At 72.2% G+C, this 24,200-nt stretch carries 22 protein-coding genes; 9 read left to right on the forward strand and 13 right to left on the reverse strand.

Annotation, left to right across the window (positions count from 1 at the left end; translation table 11 throughout):
* Positions 1 to 114: 114 nt before the first annotated feature.
* On the reverse strand, positions 115 to 2,364 hold the full coding sequence (locus tag PUR61_RS26375) for an MMPL family transporter (RefSeq protein WP_443035240.1): 2,250 nt from the start codon (positions 2,362 to 2,364) through the stop codon (positions 115 to 117).
* A 551-nt stretch (positions 2,365 to 2,915) separates the two neighbouring features.
* Between PUR61_RS26375 and PUR61_RS26380 the strand changes: the two genes are divergently transcribed.
* The 4 genes from PUR61_RS26380 (at position 2,916) to PUR61_RS26395 (ending at position 8,687) form a co-directional block, all read left to right on the forward strand.
* Positions 2,916 to 5,093: an MMPL family transporter gene (locus PUR61_RS26380; RefSeq protein ID WP_329881898.1), complete on the forward strand. Its 2,178-nt coding sequence runs from the start codon at positions 2,916 to 2,918 to the stop codon at positions 5,091 to 5,093.
* A 361-nt stretch (positions 5,094 to 5,454) separates the two neighbouring features.
* Positions 5,455 to 5,658: a cold-shock protein gene (locus PUR61_RS26385; RefSeq protein ID WP_329881899.1), complete on the forward strand. Its 204-nt coding sequence runs from the start codon at positions 5,455 to 5,457 to the stop codon at positions 5,656 to 5,658.
* A 159-nt stretch (positions 5,659 to 5,817) separates the two neighbouring features.
* Complete coding sequence (locus tag PUR61_RS26390) at positions 5,818 to 7,515, forward strand: DEAD/DEAH box helicase (protein WP_329881900.1); 1,698 nt, start codon at positions 5,818 to 5,820, stop codon at positions 7,513 to 7,515.
* 404 nt (positions 7,516 to 7,919) lie between these two features.
* Positions 7,920 to 8,687, forward strand: a complete 768-nt coding sequence (locus PUR61_RS26395; RefSeq protein ID WP_329881901.1) for a ricin-type beta-trefoil lectin domain protein — start codon at positions 7,920 to 7,922, stop codon at positions 8,685 to 8,687.
* Positions 8,688 to 8,702: 15 nt separating this feature from the next.
* On the opposite strand, the gene PUR61_RS26400 is transcribed toward PUR61_RS26395, so the two are convergent.
* The gene (locus tag PUR61_RS26400; RefSeq protein WP_329881902.1) at positions 8,703 to 9,311 is read right to left on the reverse strand and encodes a TetR/AcrR family transcriptional regulator; all 609 of its coding nucleotides are present in this window, start codon (positions 9,309 to 9,311) and stop codon (positions 8,703 to 8,705) included.
* Positions 9,312 to 9,438: 127 nt separating this feature from the next.
* Here PUR61_RS26400 and PUR61_RS26405 point away from each other — a divergent pair, with 127 nt between their 5' ends.
* From PUR61_RS26405 to PUR61_RS26415, 3 genes are all read left to right on the forward strand, one after another.
* Positions 9,439 to 10,107 carry an FMN-dependent NADH-azoreductase gene (locus PUR61_RS26405; protein ID WP_329881903.1) on the forward strand — a complete coding sequence of 223 codons (669 nt, stop codon included), beginning with the start codon at positions 9,439 to 9,441 and terminating at the stop codon, positions 10,105 to 10,107.
* A 4-nt stretch (positions 10,108 to 10,111) separates the two neighbouring features.
* The gene (locus PUR61_RS26410; RefSeq protein ID WP_329881904.1) at positions 10,112 to 10,432 is read left to right on the forward strand and encodes a DMT family transporter; all 321 of its coding nucleotides are present in this window, start codon (positions 10,112 to 10,114) and stop codon (positions 10,430 to 10,432) included.
* A 75-nt stretch (positions 10,433 to 10,507) separates the two neighbouring features.
* Positions 10,508 to 10,840, forward strand: a complete 333-nt coding sequence (locus PUR61_RS26415) for a type II toxin-antitoxin system VapB family antitoxin (protein ID WP_329881905.1) — start codon at positions 10,508 to 10,510, stop codon at positions 10,838 to 10,840.
* A 19-nt stretch (positions 10,841 to 10,859) separates the two neighbouring features.
* On the opposite strand, the gene PUR61_RS26420 is transcribed toward PUR61_RS26415, so the two are convergent.
* The 11 genes from PUR61_RS26420 to PUR61_RS26470 form a co-directional block, all read right to left on the reverse strand.
* Positions 10,860 to 11,642, reverse strand: coding sequence for a sirohydrochlorin chelatase (locus tag PUR61_RS26420; RefSeq protein WP_329881906.1), 783 nt, complete (start codon positions 11,640 to 11,642; stop codon positions 10,860 to 10,862).
* Between the two features lie 11 nt (positions 11,643 to 11,653).
* A complete protein-coding gene (locus tag PUR61_RS26425) occupies positions 11,654 to 12,568 on the reverse strand; it encodes an ABC transporter permease (RefSeq protein ID WP_329881907.1) in 915 nt (304 codons plus the stop codon).
* Positions 12,555 to 13,358, reverse strand: coding sequence for an ABC transporter ATP-binding protein (locus PUR61_RS26430; RefSeq protein WP_329881908.1), 804 nt, complete (start codon positions 13,356 to 13,358; stop codon positions 12,555 to 12,557). The genes PUR61_RS26425 and PUR61_RS26430 overlap by 14 nt, the downstream gene beginning before the upstream one ends.
* Before the next feature lie 214 nt (positions 13,359 to 13,572).
* The gene (locus PUR61_RS26435) at positions 13,573 to 14,739 is read right to left on the reverse strand and encodes an aliphatic sulfonate ABC transporter substrate-binding protein (RefSeq protein WP_329881909.1); all 1,167 of its coding nucleotides are present in this window, start codon (positions 14,737 to 14,739) and stop codon (positions 13,573 to 13,575) included.
* 271 nt (positions 14,740 to 15,010) lie between these two features.
* Complete coding sequence (locus PUR61_RS26440) at positions 15,011 to 16,357, reverse strand: sulfate adenylyltransferase subunit 1 (RefSeq protein WP_329881910.1); 1,347 nt, start codon at positions 16,355 to 16,357, stop codon at positions 15,011 to 15,013.
* Complete coding sequence (cysD, locus tag PUR61_RS26445) at positions 16,357 to 17,313, reverse strand: sulfate adenylyltransferase subunit CysD (RefSeq protein ID WP_329881911.1); 957 nt, start codon at positions 17,311 to 17,313, stop codon at positions 16,357 to 16,359. Before cysD ends, PUR61_RS26440 begins: the two co-directional genes overlap by 1 nt.
* Positions 17,310 to 17,909, reverse strand: coding sequence for an adenylyl-sulfate kinase (cysC, locus tag PUR61_RS26450; protein ID WP_329881912.1), 600 nt, complete (start codon positions 17,907 to 17,909; stop codon positions 17,310 to 17,312). The genes cysD and cysC overlap by 4 nt, the downstream gene beginning before the upstream one ends.
* Before the next feature lie 79 nt (positions 17,910 to 17,988).
* On the reverse strand, positions 17,989 to 18,693 hold the full coding sequence (locus PUR61_RS26455) for a phosphoadenylyl-sulfate reductase (RefSeq protein WP_329881913.1): 705 nt from the start codon (positions 18,691 to 18,693) through the stop codon (positions 17,989 to 17,991).
* Positions 18,674 to 18,961: a hypothetical protein gene (locus tag PUR61_RS26460; RefSeq protein ID WP_329881951.1), complete on the reverse strand. Its 288-nt coding sequence runs from the start codon at positions 18,959 to 18,961 to the stop codon at positions 18,674 to 18,676. The genes PUR61_RS26455 and PUR61_RS26460 overlap by 20 nt, the downstream gene beginning before the upstream one ends.
* Positions 18,958 to 20,682, reverse strand: coding sequence for a nitrite/sulfite reductase (locus PUR61_RS26465; RefSeq protein ID WP_329881914.1), 1,725 nt, complete (start codon positions 20,680 to 20,682; stop codon positions 18,958 to 18,960). Before PUR61_RS26465 ends, PUR61_RS26460 begins: the two co-directional genes overlap by 4 nt.
* A gap of 199 nt (positions 20,683 to 20,881) precedes the next feature.
* The gene (locus PUR61_RS26470) at positions 20,882 to 20,965 is read right to left on the reverse strand and encodes a putative leader peptide (RefSeq protein ID WP_310593185.1); all 84 of its coding nucleotides are present in this window, start codon (positions 20,963 to 20,965) and stop codon (positions 20,882 to 20,884) included.
* Between the two features lie 311 nt (positions 20,966 to 21,276).
* Here PUR61_RS26470 and PUR61_RS26475 point away from each other — a divergent pair, with 311 nt between their 5' ends.
* Together PUR61_RS26475 and rsgA are read left to right on the forward strand one after the other, a co-directional pair.
* Positions 21,277 to 22,572 carry a YihY/virulence factor BrkB family protein gene (locus tag PUR61_RS26475; RefSeq protein WP_329881915.1) on the forward strand — a complete coding sequence of 432 codons (1,296 nt, stop codon included), beginning with the start codon at positions 21,277 to 21,279 and terminating at the stop codon, positions 22,570 to 22,572.
* Between the two features lie 378 nt (positions 22,573 to 22,950).
* The gene (rsgA, locus tag PUR61_RS26480; RefSeq protein WP_443035237.1) at positions 22,951 to 24,081 is read left to right on the forward strand and encodes a ribosome small subunit-dependent GTPase A; all 1,131 of its coding nucleotides are present in this window, start codon (positions 22,951 to 22,953) and stop codon (positions 24,079 to 24,081) included.
* The last annotated feature ends 119 nt before the right edge of the window (positions 24,082 to 24,200 follow it).

Genomic DNA, 24,200 nt, shown 5'->3' on the forward strand with positions numbered 1-24,200 from the left:
GTGTGCGGGCGGGGGTGAGGGCGGGCTCCGGGGGGAGACGGCGATCATTCTGGCAAAGAGGTGCCGGGCCCCGCGTGTCGCGGGGCCCGGCGGGTGTGAGGTCGGAGGGGAAGGTCAGACCTCGATCCGGCGGTGCCGGGCCTGGAGGGCCGGCTCGGGGGCCGGCGGGGCGGTCGTCGCGGCGGGGGCGCCGACCGGCGGGAAGGTCTCGCCGTGCGAGAGGTTCGGCAGCCGGCCGAGCCAGCGGGGCAGGTACCAGTTGTGGTCCCCGAGCAGGGTCATCACCGCGGGCAGCAGGACCGCGCGGATGATCGTCGCGTCGATCAGCACCGCGACCGCGAGGCCGACGCCCATCTGCTTCATCGCCTGCATGGAGAGGGTGCCGAAGACCCCGAACACCGCCACCATGATCACCGCGGCGCTGGTGACCACCCCGGCCGTGGAGCGGATGCCGTGCGCGACGGCCGCCCGGGTCGGCATGCCCCGGTCGTGGCCCTCCTTGATCCGGGAGACCACGAAGACGTGGTAGTCCATCGAGAGGCCGAAGAGGATCACGAAGAGGAAGAGCGGCACCCAGGACTCGACCGCGCCGACCCCGGCGGTGCCGAGCAGGGAGGCGCCGACACCGTGCTGGAAGACCAGGGTGAGCACGCCGTACGCGGCGCCGACCGAGAGCAGGTTGAGCACCACGGCGGTGCCGGCGACGGCCAGCGAGCGGAACGAGGTCAGCATCAGGAGGAAGGCGAAGGCCACCACGAAGCCGAACACCAGCGGCATCGAGCCGGTCATCTTGGCGTTGAAGTCGTACGAGCCGGCGGTGCGACCGGTGACCGGGGCCTCGGTGCCGGGCACCTTGAGGACGGTGGAGGGCACCAGGTCCTCGCGGAGGGCCTTCAGCGCCCCGTTGCTGACGTCGTCGTTGCCGGTGCCGTTGAGCGGTATGTCGACGGTGGCGACGTTCTGCTCGGCGTGGACGGTGACGTCCACCGGACCGTGCATCCGGCCGCTGGCCAGGGCCTTCGCCTTGAGGTCGGCGATCGCCGCGGTCATCGCGGGGGAGTCGATGTCGGTGGACTTGATGACCACGGAGGCGGGGGCCGGGCTGCCGGGGAAGGCGGCCTCGATCTTCTGCGAGACGGCGACCAGCCGGTTGCCCTCGGGCAGCTGCTGCTGGAACGTGAGGTTGGCGGTGTGCATGGTGAGCATGGGCGCGGACAGGCCGAGCAGGACGGCGCCGGCGAGGACGGTGGCGGCCAGCGGGCGGCGCAGCACGGGGGTGAGGACGGCGTTCCAGAACCGGCCGCCGGTGGTGGCGGCGTCGGCGCGGCGGAGCTTGCGGAGGAAGGGGACGCGGCCCTTGTCGACCCGGTCGCCGAGCATGGACAGCAGGGCGGGCAGCACGGTGAGCGAGCCGAGCACCGCGGTGACGACGACCACGATGGTGGCGTAGGCCATGGCCTGGAACTCGGCGATTCCGGTGAGGAACATGCCAGCCATGGCGACCACCACGGTGACGCCGGAGACCAGGACGGCCCGGCCGCTGGTGGCGGCGGCGACCTTCAGCGCCGTGTCCAGGTCGCGGCCGGCGGCCCGCTCCTCGCGCTCGCGGCGCAGGTAGAACAGGCAGTAGTCGACGCCGACGGCGAGGCCGACGAGGAGCATCACGGAGCTGGCGTTGTTGCTGGTGTGGAGGAACCCGCTGCTGAGGGCGACCAGCCCGCCGGCCGCGACGAAGGCGGTGATGGCGAGGACCACGGGGAGGACGGCGGCGACCAGCGCGCCGAAGGCGATCAGCAGGATGCCGAGGGCGAGCGGGACGGCCGTCCACTCGGCGCGGGCGAAGTCGTCGGCGAACTGCTGGTCGATCCACTTGCCGGAGCTGGCGTCGCCGAGTTCGACCACGGTGAGGTCGGGGTGCTGCTTCTGCACGGCGGCGACGGCGTCCACCACGGCGGTGACGTTCTCGACCGCCTCGTCGTGATCGCCCTTCACGGTGAGCTGGACGAGGACGGAGTGGCCGTCCGCGGAGATCGCCCGGGTGTCGTACGGGGAGCGGATGCCGTCGGCCTTGCCGGTGCCGTCGACGCCCTTGATCACCTGCTCGACGGTGGTCCTGAAGGCGGGGGCCTCGGAGGTCAGGGTGGCGCTCTGGATCAGCACGGTCTCGCTCGCCGGGGACTTGAGTCCGGCGTCGTCGAGGATCTTGGCGGCCCGGGAGACCTGGCCGGGCATCGCCTCGGACTCCTTGACCTGGGTGCTTCCGTGCAGGCCGCCGAGGAACGCGGCGGCGACGACGAAGATCAGCCAGCCGAAGACGGCCGTCTTTCTGTGCCGGGCGCTCCATGCGCCCATCGCGGCGGCCATGCCGAGCTTGGTCTTCACGAGGTCCCCCTGGGAGAGCGGCCGGAGCCCCGGTGAGCGGGTGCGGCCGGTGGTACGGCGGTGGTCGGCCGCCGGGAGCGGAAGCCGGCTGCGGATCCGGCGTCGCAATCGACCTTAGGGAGACGGAGGTTGACGGAGTATCCGGCTGGCGGGGGAGTTCCCCCTGTGGTCTTCCTCGGGGGAGGGGTGGGGTTTTCCCTACCAGGGAACCCTGACTTCTCCTCCCTGCGGGAGGGTAAAAAGTCCACCCTGAGGGGGATCGGTCTCCACCCGGAGCACGAGGTCACGGGTGTCCTACGCGCGCGAAGATGGGTGCGGCCTCCGTACGGCGGCCTCAGGGGGATCGGCTACAGGGTTACGGGGGTTGTTTGCCGGCCGGCAAACAAGCGGTCGTAGGATGATGCTCCCTGAATACTTACCTGCCGACCGGCTAGGTGCTGTGCCCCTGCACGGCCCGGGCCGGTCTCGATCCGTCGCCCGGCGTCCCGTCCCCCAAGGGCTGCGGTGAACCATGCCCAGGAGGCATCACGAGCATGTTCCACCGACTAGGACATTTCGTCGTCCGTCGCGCCTGGTGGGTGATCGCGGCGTGGGTCATCGCGATGATCGCCATCGCCGCATCGGCCCCGAAGATCACCGCGCAGACCGACGAGGCCTCGTTCCTTCCCAAGCACTACGAGTCGATCCAGGCCTCGGTGCTCCAGGAGAAGGCGTTCCCGGCCAACTTCACGCCGTCCGCACTCGCGCTCTTCGAGCGCAACGACGGTGCCCCGATGGACGCGTCCGACAAGGACGCCATGGCCAAGATCGTCCAGGGTCTCACCGACAAGAAGATCGAGCACGTCGAGAAGATCGTCCCGGCGAGCGAGCAGTCGACCTCCAAGGACGGCAAGTACGCGCTCGCCCCGATCGCCATCGACAAGGCCACCCAGCAGTCCGACGAGTTCGGCGAGGCCGCCAAGAAGCTCCGGGACGAGGGCAAGTCCCTCACCTCCGGGACCAACCTCAAGTTCCAGCTCGGCGGCGCAGCCGCCCAGGCGCTGGACCAGAAGGAGTCCTCCGGAGCCGCCGACGCCGTGATCGCGCTGGCCACCCTGGTGCTGGTCGTGATCATCGTCGGGATCATCTTCCGCAGCGTCCTCGCCGGACTGCTGCCGATCGTGGTCTCGCTGATCATCGCCATGCCGGCGGCCAACGGCCTGATCGCCTACGCCACCAAGGCGTTCAAACTGGAGAGCACACCGGTCCTGTCGGCGATCCTGATCGTCGTGGTGCTCGGTGTCGGCACCGACTACTTCCTGTTCCTGGCGTTCCGCTACCGCGAGCGGCTGCGCGCCGGTGACGACCGCAAGGAAGCCGTCGCCAACGCGGTCGGCCGGGTCGGCGAGGCCATCGCCTCCGCGGCCGGCGCGGTCACCGTCGCCTTCGCGGTGCTGATCCTCTCCAGCCTCGGCATGTTCAAGGCGCTCGGCCCGGCCCTGGCCATCGCCGTCGTCGTCACCGCGTTCGCCTCGCTCACCCTGGCCCCGGCCCTGCTCGCCGTCATCCCGGCGCGCGCGGTCTTCTGGCCCGGCAAGAAGTGGATGAACGAGCCCAAGGACGCCCGCTTCCTCGCCCTCGGCCGCCTGGTGCAGAAGCGCCCCGCCCTGGTCGCCGTAGCCTCCGGCGGCGTGCTGCTGGCCCTCTCGGCCGGCGCCCTCGGCTACAACGGCACCTTCGACCTCGCGGGCAGCTCCATGCCCAAGGACAAGGAGTCGATGGTCGTCCAGGACAAGCTGGTCAACGGCTTCTCGGCCGGCGCCGCCGACCCGAGCCACGTCTACCTGACCACCACCGGCGGCGGCAAGCTCGACGCGGGTGCGTTCGAGGGCTTCGCCGCCAAGCTCGGCGGCGTTCCCGGCGTGGCCACCGCCGCGTCGAAGCCCCAGCTCAGCGAGGACGGCGCCACCGCCGACTTCACCGTGCTGCTCAAGAACGAGCCGTCCAGCAACGAGGCGATAGACACCCTCACGAAGCTGCGCGAGGTCGCCCACGCGCAGGCGCCGGGCGGCACCGAGACCAAGGTCGGCGGCCTGACCGCCGTCTACAAGGACATCAACCTGGCGATGAGCCACGACTACAAGCTGGTGTTCCCGATCGCAGGTCTGCTGATCCTGCTGATCCTCGGGCTCCAACTGCGCAGCGTGGTCGCCCCCTGGTACCTGATGGCCTCGGTGGGCCTCGGCTTCACCGCCACCCTCGGGTCCTCGACCCTGCTCTTCCAGAACATCAAGGGCGAGCACGGCATCATGTTCATGCTGCCGATCCTGATCTACCTCTTCGTGGTGGCGATCGGGACCGACTACAACATCCTGATCATCGCCCGTCTGCGCGAGGAGGCCCGCGAGGGCCGCTCCCCGCGCGAGGCGGCCCGGGAGGCGCTGCGCCACGGCGGTCCGACCGTCGCCGCGGCCGGCTTCATCCTGGCGGCGTCGTTCGGGACGTTCATGCTCGCGGGCAACATCTTCATGCTGGAGTTCGGCTTCGCGATGGCCTTCGGCATCATCCTGGCGGCCTTCGTGATGGCGATGTTCTTCACCCCGGCGCTCACCGCGCTGATCGGCCGGGCGGCCTGGTGGCCCGGCCACGGCGACGCCCCGGGAGCCGGCCACGCCCCCGTGGGCGGCGCGCAGGACGCGCACGGACTGCCGGAGGCGGCCGGGCGCCGCTGACCGACCGGTCACCCGGCGGGTACGGCGCAGCACGTACGGCGTATCCGTCACCACGCACCACGCACGCGCACACGGCGCCCGCTCCGGCGGGCGCCGTGTGCGCTTTTCGCCGCCGGGTTGCCCCTTTCCCGAGGGCTGCAAACGTGATCTGTAGAGCAGAAAATCCCCGGTCAATCGGGGTGCGGCCGTGCTACAGTCGAACCAGTTGCAGTTTTGGTTCCCATGAACGCTTGTGTGCGCCTGCTGGTTCCAACCAACAGGCGCATTTGTTTTGTCCGGTGTTTCAGCCTCCGGATGGGGATCGCGGCTACACGGGGTCCACGAGGTGTGGGCTCCGATGCCCCAGTTAGAGGAGACGGTTATGGCTACCGGCACCGTGAAGTGGTTCAACAGCGAAAAGGGCTTCGGCTTCATCGAGCAGGAGACCGGCGGCCCGGACGTGTTCGCCCACTACTCGAACATCAGCGCCCAGGGCTTCCGCGAGCTGGTCGAGGGTCAGAAGGTCGAGTTCGACGTGACCCAGGGCCAGAAGGGCCCGCAGGCCGAGAACATCCGCGTCATCTGAGTCCGGCTTCCGAGCTGACTCGCGATCTCGCGTAGCGAGGGCCCGTACCGCACGGTGCGGGCCCTCGTCCATGCCGCCGAACGGCCGGGGCGGCGCACTCCTTTCCCGACGGCCGGGCAGCCCTTTGAACGGGGCTGTTGACCGACGGATGGAGAAACCGTGACCACCCCTGCCCAGCCGCCCCGCGACGGCGGTCGCACCCGCAAGCCCCGCACCACCCGTACCGGCGGCGCCCCGCGCACCGGCGCGCCCCGCACCGAGGGCGCCCGTTCCGGTGCCCCCCGCGGCGGCGCCCCCCGCACCCCTCGCCGCAACGCGCCCCGCGTCGCCGAGGCCGCCGACTTCACCGTCGTCGAGGGCACCCCGGCCCGGCCCCCGGCGGCGAGCTTCGCCGAGCTGGAGCTCCCCAAGGGCATCCTGAGCGCGCTCACCCGCGAGGGCGTCACCGAGCCGTTCCCGATCCAGTCGGCCACCCTGCCCGACTCGATCGCCGGCCGCGACGTGCTCGGCCGCGGCCGTACCGGCTCCGGCAAGACCCTGGCCTTCGGCCTGCCGGTCCTCGCCCGCACCGCCGGCAAGCGCGCCGACGCCCGCCACCCGCTGGCGCTCGTGCTGACGCCCACCCGCGAGCTGGCCCAGCAGGTGACCGAGGCGCTCACGCCGTACGCCACCGCCGTCAACCTGCGGATCGCCACCGTCGTCGGCGGTATGTCGATCACCCGGCAGGCCAACGCCGTCCGGCGCGGCGCCGAGGTGCTGGTCGCCACCCCCGGCCGGTTGGACGACCTGATCGGCCGCGGCGACGTCAACCTCTCCGACGTCGCGATCACCGTGCTGGACGAGGCCGACCAGATGGCCGACATGGGCTTCCTGCCGCAGGTCACCAAGCTGCTGGAGCAGGTCGCCGAGGGCGGGCAGCGGATGCTGTTCTCCGCCACCCTGGACCGCAACGTCGACCGCCTGGTCAAGCGCTTCCTGACCGACCCGGTCACCCACTCGGTGGACCCCTCGGCCGGTGCCGTCACCACCATGGACCACCACCTGCTGCAGCTGGAGCAGGCCGACAAGGCCTCCGCCGCCGCCCACATCGCCTCCCGCGACGGGCGCGTGATCATGTTCGTGCACACCAAGCACGGCGCGGACCGGCTCGCCAAGCAGCTGCTCGCCACCGGTGTGAAGGCCGCGGCCCTGCACGGCGGCAAGTCCCAGCCGCAGCGCAACCGGGTGCTCGACCAGTTCCGTGACGGTCACATCACCGCGCTGATCGCCACCAACGTCGCCGCCCGCGGCATCCACATCGAGGGCCTCGACCTGGTCGTCAACATCGACCCGCCGATCGACCACAAGGACTACCTGCACCGCGGCGGCCGCACCGCCCGGGCCGGCGAGTCCGGCACCGTGGTCACCCTCGTGCTGCCCGACCAGCGCCGCGAGGTCAACCGGCTGATGACGGTGGCCGGCATCCGCCCGACCACCACCAGGATCCGTCCCGGTGACGCCGAGCTGACCCGGATCACCGGCGCCCGTACCCCCAGTGGCGTCCCGGTCACCCTGGCGGTGCCCGCCCCGGCCGCCGCCCCGGCGGCCGAGGGCAAGTCCTCCGCCCCGCGCCGTCGCCCCGGCAAGCGCTCCGCGCTGCCCGCCGACGTCGACATGAACGGCAACCCGCGCCGCCCCCGTCCGAAGCAGCGGCTCGGTGCCGGAGGTTCCGGCAGCGGCCAGGGCGGCCAGGGCGGCGGCGGTTCCCGCCAGGCGGCCGGATTCATCGGCCGCTCCTCCGGCCGTGCCAAGCCCGGCAGCGGCGCCAAGTCCGGCTCCAACTACGGCACCGGCCGCCAGCGCCGCCAGGCCGACTGAGCGACTCGACCGTGAACGGCCCGGCTCCCCCGGTGAACGGGGGAGCCGGGCCGTCCGGCGTTGCCCCCGCTGACGCGGTGCGGGCGGTGGCTGCCGACGTGACACGTGCGTACCCGGGGGTGGCGGCGGGTGCGGGGCGGGTGCTTTCCGGACGGATCGGCCGGTCCGGTGGGCGCGGTCCGGTGGCGGGTCCGGCTCCTCGCGGCTGCTGGTCCCGGGTGGTTCGTCCACCCGTGACCGGGGCCGCTCCGTGGACGGAGGGTTGGCGGATATCGGACGGCGGTCATTGACGGCCGTCCGGTATCCGCTGAGGCTTTCACGCGACCCGCACAACTGGCGCACCGTCACCACACGGCTGCCGCCGGCGGGTTGACCGGCCCACCCGTCTCCGGAAGGACCTTCCGATGCGCCGTACCGCCGCCCTGTTCAGCACCGTTCTGCTCGGAGCCGCCGCCGCGATCGTCGCGCCGGCCGCCACCGCCCAGGCCGCACCCACCGCACCCACCGCGCAGGCCGCGCCGGCCGGTGCGGAGGTGCTCGCCGGGACCTGCTACGCCTACACCTCCGGCTGGAACGCGTACGGCCAGTGTTCCGGCATCGACCCGCTGCAGACCTGGTACATCACGGCCACCTGTCAGTACCTCTCCAACGGCCACCCCTTCAACCGGTTCGTCAGCAGCTACAGCTGGGTCGGCGACGGCTCCGTCTCGCTGTCGTGCAACGTCAACGAGACCGCGATGGCGGCCGGTGTGATCGCCGGCCCCAAGCTCCCGCCGCAGCCGGCCGGCCCGATCGGTCAGATCTCCGGGTACGCCGGCAAGTGCGTGGACGTGAAGGGCGCGAGCAGCGCCGACCGCACTCCCGTCCAGATCTACGACTGCAACGGCACCAACGCCCAGCAGTGGAAGATCGCCGTCGACGGCACCGTCCGGGCGCTCAACAAGTGCCTGGACGTCACCGGCGCCGCGACGGCCAACGGCACCAAGGTGCAGCTGTTCACCTGCAACGGCACCGGCGCCCAGCAGTGGCAGGTCCGGGCCGACGGCTCGATCCTCAACCCGCAGTCCGGCCGCTGCCTGGACAACCTGGGCTTCGTCGCCACCAGCGGCAACCAGCTCGGCATCTGGGACTGCAACGGCGCGGACAACCAGATCTGGCACGTCCCCGCCTGACCGGGCGCCCGGGCCTCACCGGCCCAGGGTGCCGTGCGCGAGGGTCGAGAGGCCGGCGGTGATCTGCCCGGGGGTGCGGCCGCTGTCGCGCTGGTGGCGGAAGAGCTCGGGGGCGAGCGGGGCGAGGAGCTGGTCGGCGAGCGTCTCCGGGTCCGGCAGGCCGGCCTGCCGGGCGAGGTGGGTGACGTGCAGCCGCCAGAACGCGTAGGCGCCGGTCCGGAAGCGGGCGAGTCCGGTCTCCGCGCCCAGCACCAGGTGGACGTGGGTCTCCAGGAGGTCGACCATCGCCCGGTAGAACGCGGCCAGCCGGTCGGCCGGCGTCGGATGCGCCTCACCCGCCCCGCCGCCCGGTCCGAGCGGCGGGGCGCCGCGCAGCAGTTGCTCCTGGAGGGCCCGCTCGTGCTCGTCGAGCAGGGCGCGGGCGATCGACGCGCGGTCCGGGTAGCGGCGGTAGAGGGTGCCGCGGCCGATGCCGGCCGCCTTGGCGATGTCGTCCATGGTGACGGCGGCCGGATCGCCCGCCGCGAACAGCCCCTCGGCGGCGGCGAGGACCTTGGCCCGGTTGCGGGCGGCGTCGGCCCGCTCGCGCGGTGGGGGGCCGTCGGCCATCGGGAGTTCCGTCATGGCTTCACCGTAGAGCGAAGTGGACACCTGGTCCACTTCGCTCTACGGTGGACGGCGGACGTAAGTGGACGGAGTGTCCACTTAATGCCCAGGCCCTTCCGTACCCGTCTCCACCCGGGGGTTCACCGTGTCCCACCTCCTGCACCTCGACAGCAGCGCGCGCTCCGACTCCTTCACCCGCCGTCTCGGCGAGGCCTTCGCCGAAGCCTGGCTGGGGGGCGGGGGCGAGGTCACCCACCGCGACCTCGCCGCCGAACCCCTGCCCCCGATCCGCGAGGGCTGGACCCGGATCTGCGACACCCTGCTGCGCGAGGGCATCACCGAGACCGACCGCTACCCCGAGGCCGTCCGCACCGCACAGGAGCAGGAGGCCTGGGCGGTCGTCCGGCCGCTGCTCGACGAACTGGTCGCGGCGGACGTGGTGCTGATCGGGGCGCCGATGTACAACTTCGGCATACCCGCCGCGCTCAAGTCCTGGATCGACCAGGTGACGTTCCCGAAGATGGTCCTCGCCCCGCGGAAGTTCGTGGTCGTCGCCGCCCGCGGCGGCGCCTACGGGCCCGGCACCCCGCGCGCGCCCTTCGACCACAACGGCCGCTACCTGCTCGACTTCCTCCGCGGCCACTACGCGGTCGAGGACGGCGAGGTCATCGCCGCCGAACTGGTCAACTCGCTGGTCGACCCCGCGCTGGCCGGCCGGCTGGCCCAGCACCGGGAGTCGGCCGCCGACGCGCTGTACCGGGCCCAGGAGCTCGGCAACAAGCTCGTCGGCCACCGCATCCCGCGGGCGGGCTGACGCCGTGCCGTGGATCTGGCTGCTGCTGGCGGGAGCGGTGGAGGTCGCCTGGGCGCAGTCCATCAAGCCGACCGAGGGGTTCACCCGGCTCCCGCAGACCGCGCTCTGCCTCGTCCTGATGCTCGGTGCGGTCTACCTGCTGTCGCGCGCGCTCCAGGACCTGCCGGTGGGCACCTCGTACGCCGTCTTCACCGGCATCGGCACGATCGGAGCCGTCCTGACCGGGCTGGTCCTGCGCCACGAGACGCCGTCCCCGGCGGCCCTCGCGGGCCTCGCCCTGATCACCACCGGCCTGGTCACCGTCCACCTCGGCACCACCGACTGAGCCAGGGCCTCCGGATCGATGGTGGTGGCGCATAGTCCCATGTACATAACCAACATCGATACAGCGGAGGCGTGAATGTCCGTGACGCAGATCGACATCGATGAAGAGGCATCGGAGCGCGTGATGGCTCTTGCCGGCGTGCGAACCACGAAGGACGCCGTCAACCTGGCTCTGCGCTTCTACGCCGAGCAGCAGGAGCGCGCGGCGCGTAGAGGTCGGCACTTCGAGCGCGCGCAGCGTCGGACGGCTCTCACCGGCCGGCACCGGAGCGCTTCCGCGGTCGACCTCCTGATCGCGGCGACTGCCGCGCACCACGGGCTCACCGTGCTGCACGACGCCGCCGACCACCGCACCGTGGCCCGCCATGCCCCCGACCTCGGCGAGCACAGCATCCTGGACCACGCCTGAGCCCGAGCCGCGCTCCGGATCAGGCGGTCAGTGCAGGGGCGGCCGACGCGGTCCGGCGGGCCGCGTCGTAGCGGTGGAGGAGGAGACGGGCGACCTCGGGGGCGGCGCCGAGGACGTCGGCGAGGAGGTCCGCGCCGTCGGCGGCCCCGGCGATGCGGTCGGGGAGACGGCCGGGGGCGAGCAGGTAGGGGGCGACGGCGGTCCGCCGGGCGCCGGCGCGGCGCAGCGCGGCCAGGGCGTCGGGGACGCGGGGACCGTCGGCGGAGGCGTAGGCGACCTCGACGGCCGCCCAGCCGCGGGTGCGGCGCCACTCGGCGGCGACGGCGCGGGTGGCGGCGTCGGCGGCCGGGTCGGAGGAGCCGGCCGCCGCCAGGACGACGCCGGTGCGGGCCCGGACGGCGGCGGACGCGAGCTCCGGGCCGGCCTCGGTGAGCCGGCGGTCGAGGGCGGCGAGCAGCAGCGGGGACGGGCCGAGGACGTCGGCCGTCGGCAGTCCGGCGCCGGCCGCGCGCAGGGCGGCGGGGATGTCGTGCTTGGCGTGGAACGCGCGGTTGAGGAGCAGTGGCACGGCCACCGCGGCGGAGCCGAGCCGGGAGACGACCTGCGGGATCCGCGGGGCGCAGTGGTCCAGGTAGGCGGTGGCGACGTCGAGGCCGGGGCGCAGCGCGCGGACCCGGGCGACCAGGTCGGCGACGGTGGCGGCGTGCCGGGCGTCGCGGCTGCCGTGGGCGATCAGCAGCAGGGCGGGGCTGCCCGCCGCCACCGGGGTGGCGGGGGCGGCGGACAGCCGGCCTTCGTTCATGCGGAGCGGCCTTACTTGACGGCGGCCAGCAGGCCGCGGTTGCGCAGGACCCGGCGCTCGACCGGGGTGAAGACGAGGAGTTCGATGGCGATGCCGACGAACAGGATGAGGATGATGCCGAGCAGGACGCCGGCCATGTCCGAGAACTCGCGCTGGTTCTCCAGGTACCGGCCGAGGCCGAGGCCCAGGTCGGGGGAGGAGGCGACGAGTTCGGCGGCCATCAGCGAGCGCCAGGAGAACGCCCAGCCCTGCTTGAGTCCGGCCAGGTAGCCGGGGAGCGCGGCGGGGAGCAGGATGTGGCGGGCGCCGGTCAGGCCGGTGGCGCCGATGGTGCGCCCGGCCCGCAGGAACAGTGGCGGCACCTGGTCGATGCCGGCCACCAGGCCGTTGGCGATGGACGGGACGGCGCCGAGCAGGATGACCGCGTACATCATCGAGTCGTTGATGCCGAGCCAGATGACGGCGGCCGGCACCCAGGCGACCGAGGGCAGTGACTGGAGGCCGGAGAGGACCGGTCCGAGAGCGGCCCGGACCGGCTTGACCCGGGAGACCAGCAGGCCGATCGGGGTGCCGATGATGACGGCGACGACGAAGCCGGAGAGGCCGCGCCAGACGCTGGTCCAGATGATCGAGAACAGCGTGCCGGCCGACCACAGGTCCGTGGCGGCCTGCCAGACGTCGGACGGGCTGGGCAGCTTGTAGGAGCTGGTGATCTCCAGGCTGTAGGCGCCCTGCCACAGGGCGAGCACCAGGAGCACGCCGAGCAGCGGCGGCAGCGCCTTCTGCCGCAGGGTGTCCGCGACCGAGCTGCCCTGGGTGCTGACGGCGTCGAGCGCGTCGAGGCCGGCGCCGACGTCGGCACTGTCCGCACCGGGAGCCTTGTCCAGGGTGGCCCGGCTGGTGGGCGTGGTGTCAGTGCTGGCCATGGCGGCGGATCTCCCCACGCAGTTCTTCGGTGATCTCGATGGACAGGTCGGCCACGCCGGAGGACTCGATCCGGCGCGGCTGCGGGAGGTCGATCCGCCACTCGCGGGCGACCCGGCCGGGGCGCGAGGAGAGCAGCACCACGCGCTGGGCGAGCCGGACGGCCTCCCGCACGTTGTGGGTGACGAAGAGGACGGAGAGCTTGCGCTCGGCCCAGATGCGGGTGATCTCGTCGTGCAGGACGTCGCGGGTGATGGCGTCGAGGGCGGCGAACGGCTCGTCCATGAGCAGCAGCGAGCTGCCCTGGGCGAGCGCGCGGGCCAGGGCGACGCGCTGGCGCATGCCGCCGGAGAGCTCGTGCACGCGCTTGCCGTGGGAGCCCTGGAGGCGGACGAGTTCGAGCAGCCGCTCGGCCTCGGCGCGGCGCTCGGCCCGGGGGACACCGGCGAGCTTGAGGGCGAGTTCGATGTTCTTTCCGGCCGTGAGCCAGGGGAAGAGCGCGTGTTCCTGGAACATCAGCGCGGGGCGTCCCCCGGGTACCTCGATGGTGCCCGCGGTGGGCGCGTCGAGGCCGGCGACCAGGTTGAGCAGGGTGGACTTGCCGCAGCCCGAGGCGCCGAGCAGCGTGACGAACTCGCCCGGTGCGACATCGAGGGTGATGTCGTCCAGGACGTGCGTCTGCGCGCCGGGGCGGCCGAAGGACTTGTGCACGTGCGATATCCGGACGGCGGGCGTGCCGTTCCGGGTGCCGACGCCGGGGGCGTCGTCCGAGGTGGTCAGTGCCGGGGTCATCCGGGCACCTCCTGCGTGGTGTGGTCATGGGCCCCTCCGGCCCGCCGGCGGGCCGTGGAGGGGTGGTGGCGAAGGGAGCCGGGGTCCGGGCCCCCGCCCGCACCGTGCTCGGGGCATCGAGCGGGCACGGGGCCTGGGCGGGCGGGGGTCCGGACCGCGGGGCTTGAACGCGGTGGGCACGCTGCAGGCGCGCCCACCGGTGCCGTGGGGGGTGTTACTTGGTGCCGAGTCCGGCGTCCGCCACGGTGGTCTGGCCCTTCTCCTTGAGCACCTTGTTGAGCAGGGTGAGGTCGTAGATCCCGCTCAGGCTCGGCTTCTTGAGCAGACCGGCGGTCACCGCGTTGTCGGCCTCGGTCTGCAGGGTGGCGGCCAGCGGGTCGTCCAGGAAGTCGATGTCGGCCCACGCGGGGTCGAGGATGGCGGCCTCCAGGGCGTTGCCGGCCTCCTTCTTGATGGCCTCGTTGGCGATGGCCTTGGCCTTGTCCGGGTTGGCCTTGATGAAGGCGTTGGTGGTCACCGAGCCGCGCAGGACGGCCTCGACCACGTCGGGGTGCTCGGCCAGGAACTTCTGCGAGACGATGATGTTGGTGATCACGAACTGCTTGTTCGGCCAGATGTCCTTCTCGTTGAGGAGGACCTTCGCGCCGAGGGTGACCAGCTTGGACGCGGTCGGCTCCGGCACCCAGGCGCCGTCGATCGAGCCCTGCTTGTAGGCGTCCGGGGTGACCTTGTTGTCCGAGCGGACCACGCTGACGTCGCCGGCGCCGGACTGGGCGTCGACCTTGTAGCCCTTGCCGGCCAGGTAGTTGAGGAGCGCCACGTCCTGGGTGTTGCCCAGCTGCGGGGTGGCGATCTTCTTGCCCTTGAGGTCGTCCAGGGTGGCGATCTTCTCCGGGTTGACCACCAGCTTGACGCCACCGGAGGCCGAACCGCCGATGATCTTCAGCGACTTGCCCTCGGACTTGGTGTAGCCGTTGATCGCGGGGGAGGGGCCGATCCAGCCGATGTCGATGGAGCCGGCGTTGAGCGCCTCGATCTCGGCCGGGCCCGCGTTGAAGACCTGGGTCTTGATCTGGGTGGCGCCGAGCTCCTTCTGGAGGATGCCCTCCTGGAGACCGACCAGCGGGGTGCCGTGGGTGAGGTTGGCGAAGTAGCCGATCTTCACCGAGTCGGCGGAGAGCTTGGCGGCGCTGGCGGAACCGGCGGCAGCGGTGCTGGGCTTGCTGTCGTCGCTCTTCGAGCCGTAGCCGCAGGCGGAGAGCAGGGTCACGGCGGTCAGCCCGGCCACGGCTGCGGCGGCGGAGCGTCTGATCCGGCCGGCGCCGGGATGTGCCGGGCTATGCGGCTGGTGGGCGTGCGGGAGCGCCTGGTGCGGTGCCATGGTGGAAGTCCTTCTCGCGGACGGACCGCCGGGATGCGGTCTCGGGGCGGACAACGGTCAGGGTGGTGCTTGCGGCATCGAGTGATGCGGGGCAAGCCGGGTCGGCACTGCTGTTCCGGCTGTGGGGCGGAACAGTGACCGGCCCGGTGACAGGGCTGTTGTCAGCCCTGTCGGCTCACACATCGCGTCAGGCCGCCCTGGCCGCTGCCGAGGACGCCGCTGCCTATGCGGCCGCCTTCCTTGTCCATGCCCGAGAACGCCTCGCTGGGCATCAGACCCAGTCCTCCTCGTCCGGTGTGTCGGAAGCGTCGTTGCTGCGTACGGTGTCGAACGCCTCGCCCGCCATGCCGGCGGTGAGGGTGGTGCCGTCGGCCGGGTCGATCAGCAGGAACGACCCGGTCAGACGGTTGTCGGAGTAGCCGTCGAGCGCCAGCGGTTCGGCGGTGCGGAGCACCACGTGGCCGATGTCGTTGACGTTCAGGCCGTCGGCGCCGGAGCCCTGTCCGAGCTTCCCGTCGCGGATCGGCGCGGTGATGTCGATCCGGTAGGAGATCTCCTTGACCAGCGCGCGGACCGTGCGGGTGGTGTGCTTGAGCAGCACTTTGTCGCCGGCCCGCAGCGGGCGCTCGCTGAGGTGGCTGACGGTGGCCTCGATGTCCTTGGTCGGGACGGGGGCCGGGCCGGCCGCGATCAGGTCGCCGCGGGAGATGTCGAGGTCGTCGGCGAGGCGGACGGTCACCGACTGGGGGGCCCAGGCGGCGTCGGTCTCCCGGCCGAGCGCGTCGATGCCCACGACCGTGGTGGTGTGGCCGGAGGGCAGCACCGTCACCGGGTCGCCGACCCGCAGCACGCCGGAGGCCAACTGCCCCGCGTAGCCGCGGTAGTCGGGGTGGTCCTCGGTCTGCGGGCGGATCACGTACTGGACCGGGAAGCGGACCGGCTCGATGCTCGGGTCGCTGCCGACCGGGACGGTCTCCAGGTGCTCCAGCAGGGTCGGACCGCCGTACCAGTCCATGTGCGCGGAGGGCTCGACGACGTTGTCCCCGGCCAGGGCCGAGATCGGGACGGCCACCACGTCCTTGACGCCGAGCGAGGCGGCGTAGGCGGTGAACTCCTCGGCGATGGCGGCGAACACGGGCTCCGCGTACTCGACGAGGTCCATCTTGTTGACGGCCAGCACGACGTGCGGCACGCGCAGCAGCGCGGCGACGGCGGCGTGCCGGCGGGTCTGCTCGACCACGCCGTTGCGGGCGTCCACCAGGACGACGGCGAGCTCCGCGGTGGAGGCGCCGGTCACCATGTTCCGGGTGTACTGCACGTGCCCCGGGGTGTCGGCGAGGATGAACCGCCGCCGCGGGGTGGCGAAGTAGCGGTACGCGACGTCGATGGTGATGCCCTGCTCGCGTTCGGCGCGCAGGCCGTCGGTGAGCAGCGCGAGGTCGGGCGTCTCCTGGCCGCGGCTGCGGGAGGCGTGCTCGACGGCCTCCAGCTGGTCGGCCAGCACCGACTTGGAGTCGTGCAGCAGGCGGCCCACCAGGGTGGACTTGCCGTCGTCGACGGAGCCGGCGGTGGCGAAGCGCAGCAGCGAGGTGGCGGTGGTTTCCTGGGTGGTGCTCATTAGAAGTATCCCTCGCGCTTGCGGTCTTCCATCGCGGCCTCGGAGAGCTTGTCGTCGGCGCGGGTGGCGCCGCGCTCGGTGAGGCGGCTGGCCGCGATCTCGACGATGACGGCCCGGATGTCGGTCGCGTCCGAGTCGACGGCGCCGGTGCAGGACATGTCACCGACGGTCCGGTAGCGGATCAGGCGCCGCTCGACCGGCTCGCTCTCCTTGGGGCCGCCCCACTCGCCGGCGGTCAGCCACATGCCGTCGCGGGCGAAGACGTCGCGCTCGTGGGCGTAGTAGATCTCCGGGAGCTCGATGGACTCGCGCTCGATGTACTGCCAGACGTCCAGCTCGGTCCAGTTGGAGAGCGGGAAGACGCGGACGTGCTCGCCGACCGCGTGCCGGCCGTTGTAGAGCGACCACAGCTCGGGGCGCTGGCGGCGCGGGTCCCAGGCGCCGAACTCGTCGCGCAGCGAGAAGACGCGCTCCTTGGCGCGGGCCTTCTCCTCGTCGCGGCGTCCGCCGCCGAAGACGGCGTCGAAGCGGCCCGTCTCGATGGCGTCCAGCAGCGGGACGGTCTGCAGCGGGTTGCGGGTGCCGTCGGGGCGCTCGCGCAGCCGGCCGTCGTCGATGAAGTCCTGGACGTGGGCGACGTGCAGGCGCAGGTTGTGCTCGGCCACCACGCGGTCGCGGTAGGCGATGACCTCGGGGAAGTTGTGGCCGGTGTCGACGTGCAGCAGCGAGAACGGGACGGCGGCCGGCCAGAAGGCCTTGAGCGCCAGGTGCAGCATGACGATGGAGTCCTTGCCGCCCGAGAACAGGATCACCGGGCGCTCGAACTCCCCCGCGACCTCGCGGAAGATGTGCACCGACTCGGCCTCCAGCGTGTCCAGGTGGGACAGCGTGAAGGCCCCCCCGGCGTTCTGGTCGGGGTCGTCGGCCTGCACCGGGCTCTGGGTCGCGGTGGTCATGCGAGGCCCCTCTCGGTCAGGAAGGCGTGCAGCTCCGCGGCGGACTCGGCCACCGCGCGGCCCTGCGTCTGCAGGCGCAGCTCCGGATGCTCCGGCGCCTCGTACGGGTCGTCAACCCCTGTCAGGCCGGAGATCTCGCCGGCGGCCTGCTTCGCGTAGAGCCCCTTGACGTCGCGCTCGGCGCAGAGCTCGACCGGAGTGGCGACGTGGATCTCCAGGAAGTCCGTGCCGTTCGCGGCGTGCCGCTCGCGGACGGCGGTGCGGGAGTCGGCGAACGGCGCGATCACCGGGGCGAGCACCTTGACGCCGTTGGCGGCGAGCTTCTCGGCGACGAAGCCGATCCGGGTGACGTTGGTGTGCCGGTCCTCGCGGGAGAACCCGAGGCCCTTGGAGAGGAACTCGCGGATCTCGTCGCCGTCCAGCACCTCCACCCGGTGGCCCTCGGCGCGCAGCCGCTCGGCCAGGGCGAAGGCCAGCGTGGTCTTGCCCGCGCTCGGCAGCCCGGTCAGCCACACGGTGGCGCCGCGCTCGCAGGGGGCGGCCGCACGGGCCGCCTCTGCGGCTCTCTCGGCGACCGGGGTGTGGACTGTGCTCACGGTGACTTCTCCAGACGGAAGGGGTGTTGACGATCGATCATGTGCGGCAGGGGTGGCACGGAGGATGCCCGGAGGTGGCTCAGAGGTGAATGCCGCACTCGGTCTTGCCGGTGCCGGACCAGCGGCCCGCCCGGGCGTCCTCGCCCTCCCCGGGCTTGCGGGTGCAGGAGAGCGGCGAACAGCCGATCGACGTGTAGCCCTCCCACAGCAGGGGGTTGAGCAGCACGCCGTTGGCGTTGACGTAGGCGTCCACGTCCTCCTGCGTCCACCGGGCGATCGGGGCGATCTTGACCTTGCGGCGCCGGGCGTCCCAGGAGACCACCGGGGTGCCGGCGCGGGCCGGTGAGTCGTCGCGGCGCAGCCCGGTGGCCCAGGCGTCGTAGCCGCCGAGGCCGCGGTTGAGCGGCTCGACCTTCCGCAGCGAGCAGCACAGGTCCGGGTCGCGGTCGTGCAGGTGCGGCCCGTGCAGGGCGTCCTGCTCGGCCACGGTCAGGGCCGGGGTGAGCGTGATGACGTTGACCGGCATCACCGCCGCCACCGCGTCCCGGGTGCCGATGGTCTCCGGGAAGTGGTAGCCGGTGTCCAGGAAGACCACGTCCACGCCGGGGAAGACGGAGGAGGCGAGGTGGGCGACGACCGCGTCCTCCATGGAGGAGGTGACGCAGAACCGCTTGCCGAAGGTGTCGGCGGCCCAGCGCAGGATCTCTTGCGGGGCGGCCTCCTCCAGCTCCCGGCCGGCCTGCTCGGCCAGCGCCCGGTAGTCATCAGTGGTCGCGGTGGTCATGCGGTGCGCTCCCCCCACTGGTCCGACTCGCGTTGTCCTGGTTGCCGCCGCCCTGGACCCCACCGGTCTGAGCCCCACCGGTCTGGTTCCCACCGGTCTGGGTGCCGTTGGCCCGGGCCCCGTTGGCGGGGGAGAGCAGGCCGAGGAACTTCAGCTGGAAGGCCCGGCGGCAGCCGTGGCACTCCCAGGCGCCGTGTCCGACCTCGGAGGGGCGCAGGTCCTCGTCACCGCAGTACGGGCAGAAGAACGGTGCGGCGCGCTCGCTCACGACAGCTGCTCCTCGCCGGCCCTGGCCGCCCACTGGGCGAACCGCTCGCCCTCGGCGCGGTCGGCCTGGTACCGGGTCAGGACGCGCTCGACGTAGTCGGGCAGGCCGTCCTTGGTGACCTTGAGGCCGCGGACCTTGCGGCCGAAGCCGGCCTCCAGCCCGAGCGCGCCGCCCAGGTGGACCTGGTAGCCCTCGACCTGGTTGCCCTGCTCGTCGGTCACCAGCTGGCCCTTGAGACCGATGTCGGCGACCTGGATGCGGGCGCAGGCGTTCGGGCAGCCGTTGATGTTGATGGTCAGCGGCTCCTCGAAGTCGGGGAGGCGCTTCTCCAGCTCGTCGATGAGCGTGCGGCCGCGCTCCTTGGTCTCGACGATGGCGAGCTTGCAGTACTCGATGCCGGTGCAGGCCATGGTGCCGCGGCGGAACGGGGAGGGCGTGACCCGCAGGTCCAGCGCCTCCAGGCCGGCCACCAGCGACTCGACCCGGTCCTCGGTGATGTCGAGGACGAGCATCTTCTGCTCGGCGGTGGTGCGCAGGCGGTCGCTGCCGTGGGCCTCGGCGAGGTCGGCGATCTGTCCGAGCAGCTTGCCGTCGACCCGGCCGACGCGCGGCGCGAAGCCGACGTAGTAGCGGCCGTCCTTCTGCCGGTGCACCCCGACGTGGTCGCGCCAGCGGCCGGCGGGCTCCGCCGGGGCGGGGCCGTCGACCAGCTGGTACTTGAGGTACTCGTCCTCCAGCACCTGGCGGAACTTCTCCACGCCCCAGTCGGCGACCAGGAACTTCAGCCGGGCGCGGTTGCGCAGCCGGCGGTAGCCGTAGTCGCGGAAGATGCCGATCACACCGCCGTAGACGTCGGCGACCTCGTCGAGCGGGACCCACGCGCCGAGCCGCACGCCGAGCTTGGGGTTGGTGGAGAGGCCGCCGCCGACCCAGAGGTCGAAGCCGGGGCCGTGCTCGGGGTGGACGACGCCGACGAAGGCGATGTCGTTGATCTCGTGCGCGACGTCCAGCAGCGGGGAGCCGGAGACGGCGGACTTGAACTTGCGCGGCAGATTGGAGAAGTCCTTGTTGCCGATGAACCGGCGCTGGATCTCGTCGATGGCGGAGGTGCCGTCGATGATCTCGTCCTCGGCGATGCCGGCCACCGGGGAGCCGAGGATGACGCGGGGGGTGTCACCGCAGGCCTCGGTGGTGGAGAGGCCGACGGCCTCCAGCTTCTGCCAGATGGAGGGGACGTCCTCGATCCGGATCCAGTGGTACTGGACGTTCTGCCGGTCGGTCAGGTCGGCGGTGTTGCGGCCGTACTCCTGCGAGACCTCGGCGACGGCGCGGAGCTGGGCGACGGTCAGCCGGCCGCCGTCGATGCGGACGCGGAGCATGAAGTACTCGGCGTCGAGCTCGTGCGGGTCGAGGATCGCGGTCTTGCCGCCGTCGATGCCTTCCTTGCGCTGGGTGTAGAGACCCCACCAGCGCATCCGGCCGCGGAGGTCGGCCGGGTCGATCGAGTCGAAGCCCCGGTGCGCGTAGATCGTCTCAATACGTGTCCGCACGTTGAGACCGTCGTCGTCCTTCTTGAACTGCTCGTTGGCGTTCAGAGGAGTGAAGTGGCCCATGCCCCACTGGCCCTCACCGCGGTGACGGGTCACCTTGCGAGGCGCGGCGGGGCGTCGCGCGGGGGCGGCGTCGGCCGTGGGCTCGGCGGTCTCGGGAGTGGTGGCCATGGTGAAGTCCTTCGGGGCAGGTGGCTCTGACGCCGGGTGGGTCGCTGGACGGGCTCGGCGGTTCGGTGCTGCTGTGACCTGCGGGTTCTCAAGGCCTGCGATGCAGTGACCGGCTGACCGGGCGGGCGCCTGCGCGTCCGCTGCGGCGGGGACGGCGAGGTGGTGGCGCCGGGTGCGGTGGGTGGCGGCGGGGTGGGGCTCAGGTCACCGGACAGATGGCGCTGGACACGCGAAGGAGATCGACGTGAAGTCGACCTACTAGGGTGGTTCCGGCGCTCGGCATGGCAAGAGATTCGCACGGAGCACGACTCGCGGTCCACTAACGTCCGTATTCTGGACCAGAAGGTTTCGAATGCTGAGATGTCGGAGCGTTCCCGCCGCTCCCCGTTCCGGGTCCCTCGGCGGATCGTCGACAGACGGTCGGCACGGCCTCGCCCCGGGGCCGGCGCGAGGCCGGCAGATGGTCGGCGGGTGGTCGGCGGGTGTTCGGGAAGTGTCCGGCGGGCGGCCGCCGCGGGTCGGACGACGGGTCGAACGGCGGCTCCGCGCCACAGGAGATCAGTGGACCGGCCACGGCCCGATACCGTTAGCCCTGTGCAAGCAGCAGGCGAAACGACCAGACCGAACCCCGAGCGGCCCTCCCGTCGTCGGGGCAAGGGCTCCCGGCGGGCGGCCAGACAGGTCACCTGGCGGTCCACCACCTGGGCCCTGGTCAAGGACACCACCAACACCTGTGTCGAGTACCGGGTCACCGGCCTCGCGGCGGAGGCGGCGTTCTTCACCCTCCTCTCCATCCCACCCCTGCTGCTCTGCCTCGCCGGCACCCTCGGCTACCTCGACGACTTCCTCGGCGCCGGCACCATCGACAACCTCAAGGCCGACATCGTCAAGGCCGCGGGGACGGTCCTCTCCGACTCCTCGATCACCGAGGTCGTGCAGCCGCTGCTGGGCCAGGTCTTCGACCAGACCCGGCCCGACCTGATCTCGATCGGCTTCCTGCTCTCGCTCTGGTCCGGATCCCGGGCGCTCTACATCTTCATCGACACCATCACCGTGATGTACGGGCTCGACGGCAAGCGGGGCATCGTCAAGACCCGGCTGATGTCGCTCGGCCTCTACCTGGGCGCCCTGGTCATCGGCTCGCTGGTGCTGCCGCTGCTGATGGCCGGGCCCGGGCTGGTGATGAACGCCGTCCCGGGGATCGCAGGGCTGGTCAACGCCGCCTACTGGCCGTTCGCCATCCTGCTGCTGATCGTCTCGCTGACGACCCTCTACCACCTCGCCGTGCCGGTCTCCACGCCCTGGCGGGAGGACATCCCCGGGGCCCTGGTCGCGCTGGTGGTGCTGGTCTTCTGCAGCGTCGCGCTCCGCCTCTACCTGGTCAGCTCCATCGAGGGCCACTCGGTGTACGGCTCGCTGGCCGCCCCGGTCGCCGTCCTGCTCTGGATCTTCGTGGTGGCGCTCGCGGTGCTCATCGGCGCCGCGATGAACGCGGCCATAGACCGCCGCTGGCCCACCCTGGAGACGGCCGACGCCCGGGCCGAGAACGAGCGCGCCCACGAGGAGGCGGCCGCCGCCGTGGTCCGCGAGGTGGCCGCCCGCCGTGCCGTCGAGCGGGCCCGCCGGGCGCGTGAGCTCGGCCTCGCCGAGGGCGGCGAGGAGGAGCACTGGGAGGACGAGGGCGAGGAGGTCGACGTCCCCTCCGAGTACCCCGAGCGGTGGGCCGACGTGCTGGCCGCCGACAACGTCCGCGGCCGGATCGCCGCGCGCGGGGGCGGTCCGCACCACCGGCCCGCGCCACCCCCGCCGGACAGCGACCGGCCGGTCGCCCCGCCCCCGGAGTACCCGCTGCCCAGCCACCCGCCCCGCCCGCCGTGGGACCGGCGCTGAGGCGGATCCGGTCCCGGGACGCGGCCGGACCCGGGGCGGGACGGCGGCGGGGGCGGGACGGCGCCGGGCTCGCGGCCGGGTCCGGGACCGGCTTCGGGGCAGGGTCGGGGCCGGGGCCGTCGCGGTGAATCCGCCGGTGAAAAACCGGTTGGCAGGCGGGGGCGGCTTGGCTACGGTGTGAGTCGTCCGGTTCGGGCCGTGCCGATGCCGGTCCGAGGAGAGAAAGCAGGAGGTGGGTCCCATGGCCACGACTGTCATGACGGCTGCCCTGGGCAGCGCCCGCATCCACCTCTCCCTGCCGGCCGTCGGCTGACGTAGCCCCTCGCACGTGCAGCCGCAGCCCGGCGGGATCACTTTCCTCCCGAAGGGCCCACTGCGTTGTTCAACGCTGCCTCCGCTTCCGTTTCCTCTTCTCTTCCCGTCTCCTCCTCCCACGAGGACTCCACGCTGGCCGGGTACGGCTGGACGGCCGAGCTCGACGACCTGTTCGCGCCCCTCGCCGAGGCCGGTCTGACGCCTGCCCGGATCGTCCGGGTCGACCGTGGCCAGTGCGACGCCGTCCTGACCGACCCGGAGACCGGCACGCTGCGCACCGTCCGGGCCGACACCCGGCCGGTCGGCGACGCCGACATGATCAACTGCCCCTGCACCGGGGACTGGGCCGCCGTCGACCTCACGGCCCGGCCGATGGCCACCGTCGTGGCGCTGCTGCCGCGGTCCACCGCGATCATCCGCAAGGTCGCGGGCAAGCGCTCCGACGGCCAGGTGCTGGCCGCCAACGTCGACACCGTGGTGATCGCCGCGTCGCTCGCCGCCGAGCCCGACCTGGGCCGGATCGAGCGCTTCCTCGCCCTCGCCTGGGAGTCCGGCGCCGAGCCGCTGGTCGCGCTCACCAAGGCCGACCTGGTCGACGACGCCGACTTCATCCGGGCCGACGTCGAGGCCGCGGCGCCCGGCGTCACCGTGCTGGTGGTCAGCGCCGAGACCGGTGAGGGGGTGGACGTGCTGCGCGCCTGCACGCCCGGCACCACCGCCGTGATCGGACAGTCCGGCGTCGGCAAGTCCACCCTGACCAACGTGCTCGCCGGGGCCGACGTGATGGCCGTCCAGCAGGCCCGCGCCGTCGACCAGAAGGGCCGGCACACCACCACCACGCGCGAACTGGTCCCGCTGCCCGGCGGCGGCGTGCTGATCGACACGCCCGGTCTCCGCGAGGTCGGCCTCTACGGCGGCGAGGGCGTGGCACTCGCCTTCGCCGACATCGAGGAGTTGGCCGAGGACTGCCGCTTCCACGACTGCAACCACCACACCGAGCCCGGTTGCGCGGTGATCGCCGCGCTGGCCGAAGGGAGCCTCCCGGAGCGTCGGCTGGAGAGCTACCGCAAGCTCCAGCGGGAGGGCGAGTGGATCGCCTCCCGCTCGGACGCCCGGCTCGCGTCGGCCCGGCTGAAGAAGTGGAAGACCATCACCAAGTCGATGCGCGCGGCGGGAGGTCCCGTGAAGCGGTGACGTCCTGCTCTGCGGCCGGTCGGCCGGTCGGTCGGTGGTGGTGGCGGGCGGCGGGTCCCTTGGGGGCTCGTCCCTCCGCCCCGCCGACCGTGGCCGCCCAGCCGCCCGCCTGCCCCGTT

Source organism: Streptomyces sp. BE20, assembly GCF_036322525.1.
GTDB lineage: Bacteria > Actinomycetota > Actinomycetes > Streptomycetales > Streptomycetaceae > Kitasatospora.

Coding starts and splice junctions, on each gene's coding strand:
- PUR61_RS26440 (WP_329881910.1), bottom strand. CDS start 16,357: ATGAGCACCACCCAGGAAACCACCGCCACCTCGCTGCTGCGCTTCGCC.
- PUR61_RS26380 (WP_329881898.1), top strand. CDS start 2,916: ATGTTCCACCGACTAGGACATTTCGTCGTCCGTCGCGCCTGGTGGGTG.
- PUR61_RS26430 (WP_329881908.1), bottom strand. CDS start 13,358: ATGACCCCGGCACTGACCACCTCGGACGACGCCCCCGGCGTCGGCACC.
- PUR61_RS26465 (WP_329881914.1), bottom strand. CDS start 20,682: ATGGCCACCACTCCCGAGACCGCCGAGCCCACGGCCGACGCCGCCCCC.
- PUR61_RS26425 (WP_329881907.1), bottom strand. CDS start 12,568: ATGGCCAGCACTGACACCACGCCCACCAGCCGGGCCACCCTGGACAAG.
- PUR61_RS26375 (WP_443035240.1), bottom strand. CDS start 2,364: ATGGCCGCCGCGATGGGCGCATGGAGCGCCCGGCACAGAAAGACGGCC.
- PUR61_RS26415 (WP_329881905.1), top strand. CDS start 10,508: ATGTCCGTGACGCAGATCGACATCGATGAAGAGGCATCGGAGCGCGTG.
- PUR61_RS26455 (WP_329881913.1), bottom strand. CDS start 18,693: ATGACCACCGCGACCACTGATGACTACCGGGCGCTGGCCGAGCAGGCC.
- PUR61_RS26435 (WP_329881909.1), bottom strand. CDS start 14,739: ATGGCACCGCACCAGGCGCTCCCGCACGCCCACCAGCCGCATAGCCCG.
- PUR61_RS26385 (WP_329881899.1), top strand. CDS start 5,455: ATGGCTACCGGCACCGTGAAGTGGTTCAACAGCGAAAAGGGCTTCGGC.
- PUR61_RS26470 (WP_310593185.1), bottom strand. CDS start 20,965: ATGCCGAGCGCCGGAACCACCCTAGTAGGTCGACTTCACGTCGATCTC.
- PUR61_RS26395 (WP_329881901.1), top strand. CDS start 7,920: ATGCGCCGTACCGCCGCCCTGTTCAGCACCGTTCTGCTCGGAGCCGCC.
- PUR61_RS26400 (WP_329881902.1), bottom strand. CDS start 9,311: ATGACGGAACTCCCGATGGCCGACGGCCCCCCACCGCGCGAGCGGGCC.
- cysD (WP_329881911.1), bottom strand. CDS start 17,313: ATGACCACCGCGACCCAGAGCCCGGTGCAGGCCGACGACCCCGACCAG.
- PUR61_RS26420 (WP_329881906.1), bottom strand. CDS start 11,642: ATGAACGAAGGCCGGCTGTCCGCCGCCCCCGCCACCCCGGTGGCGGCG.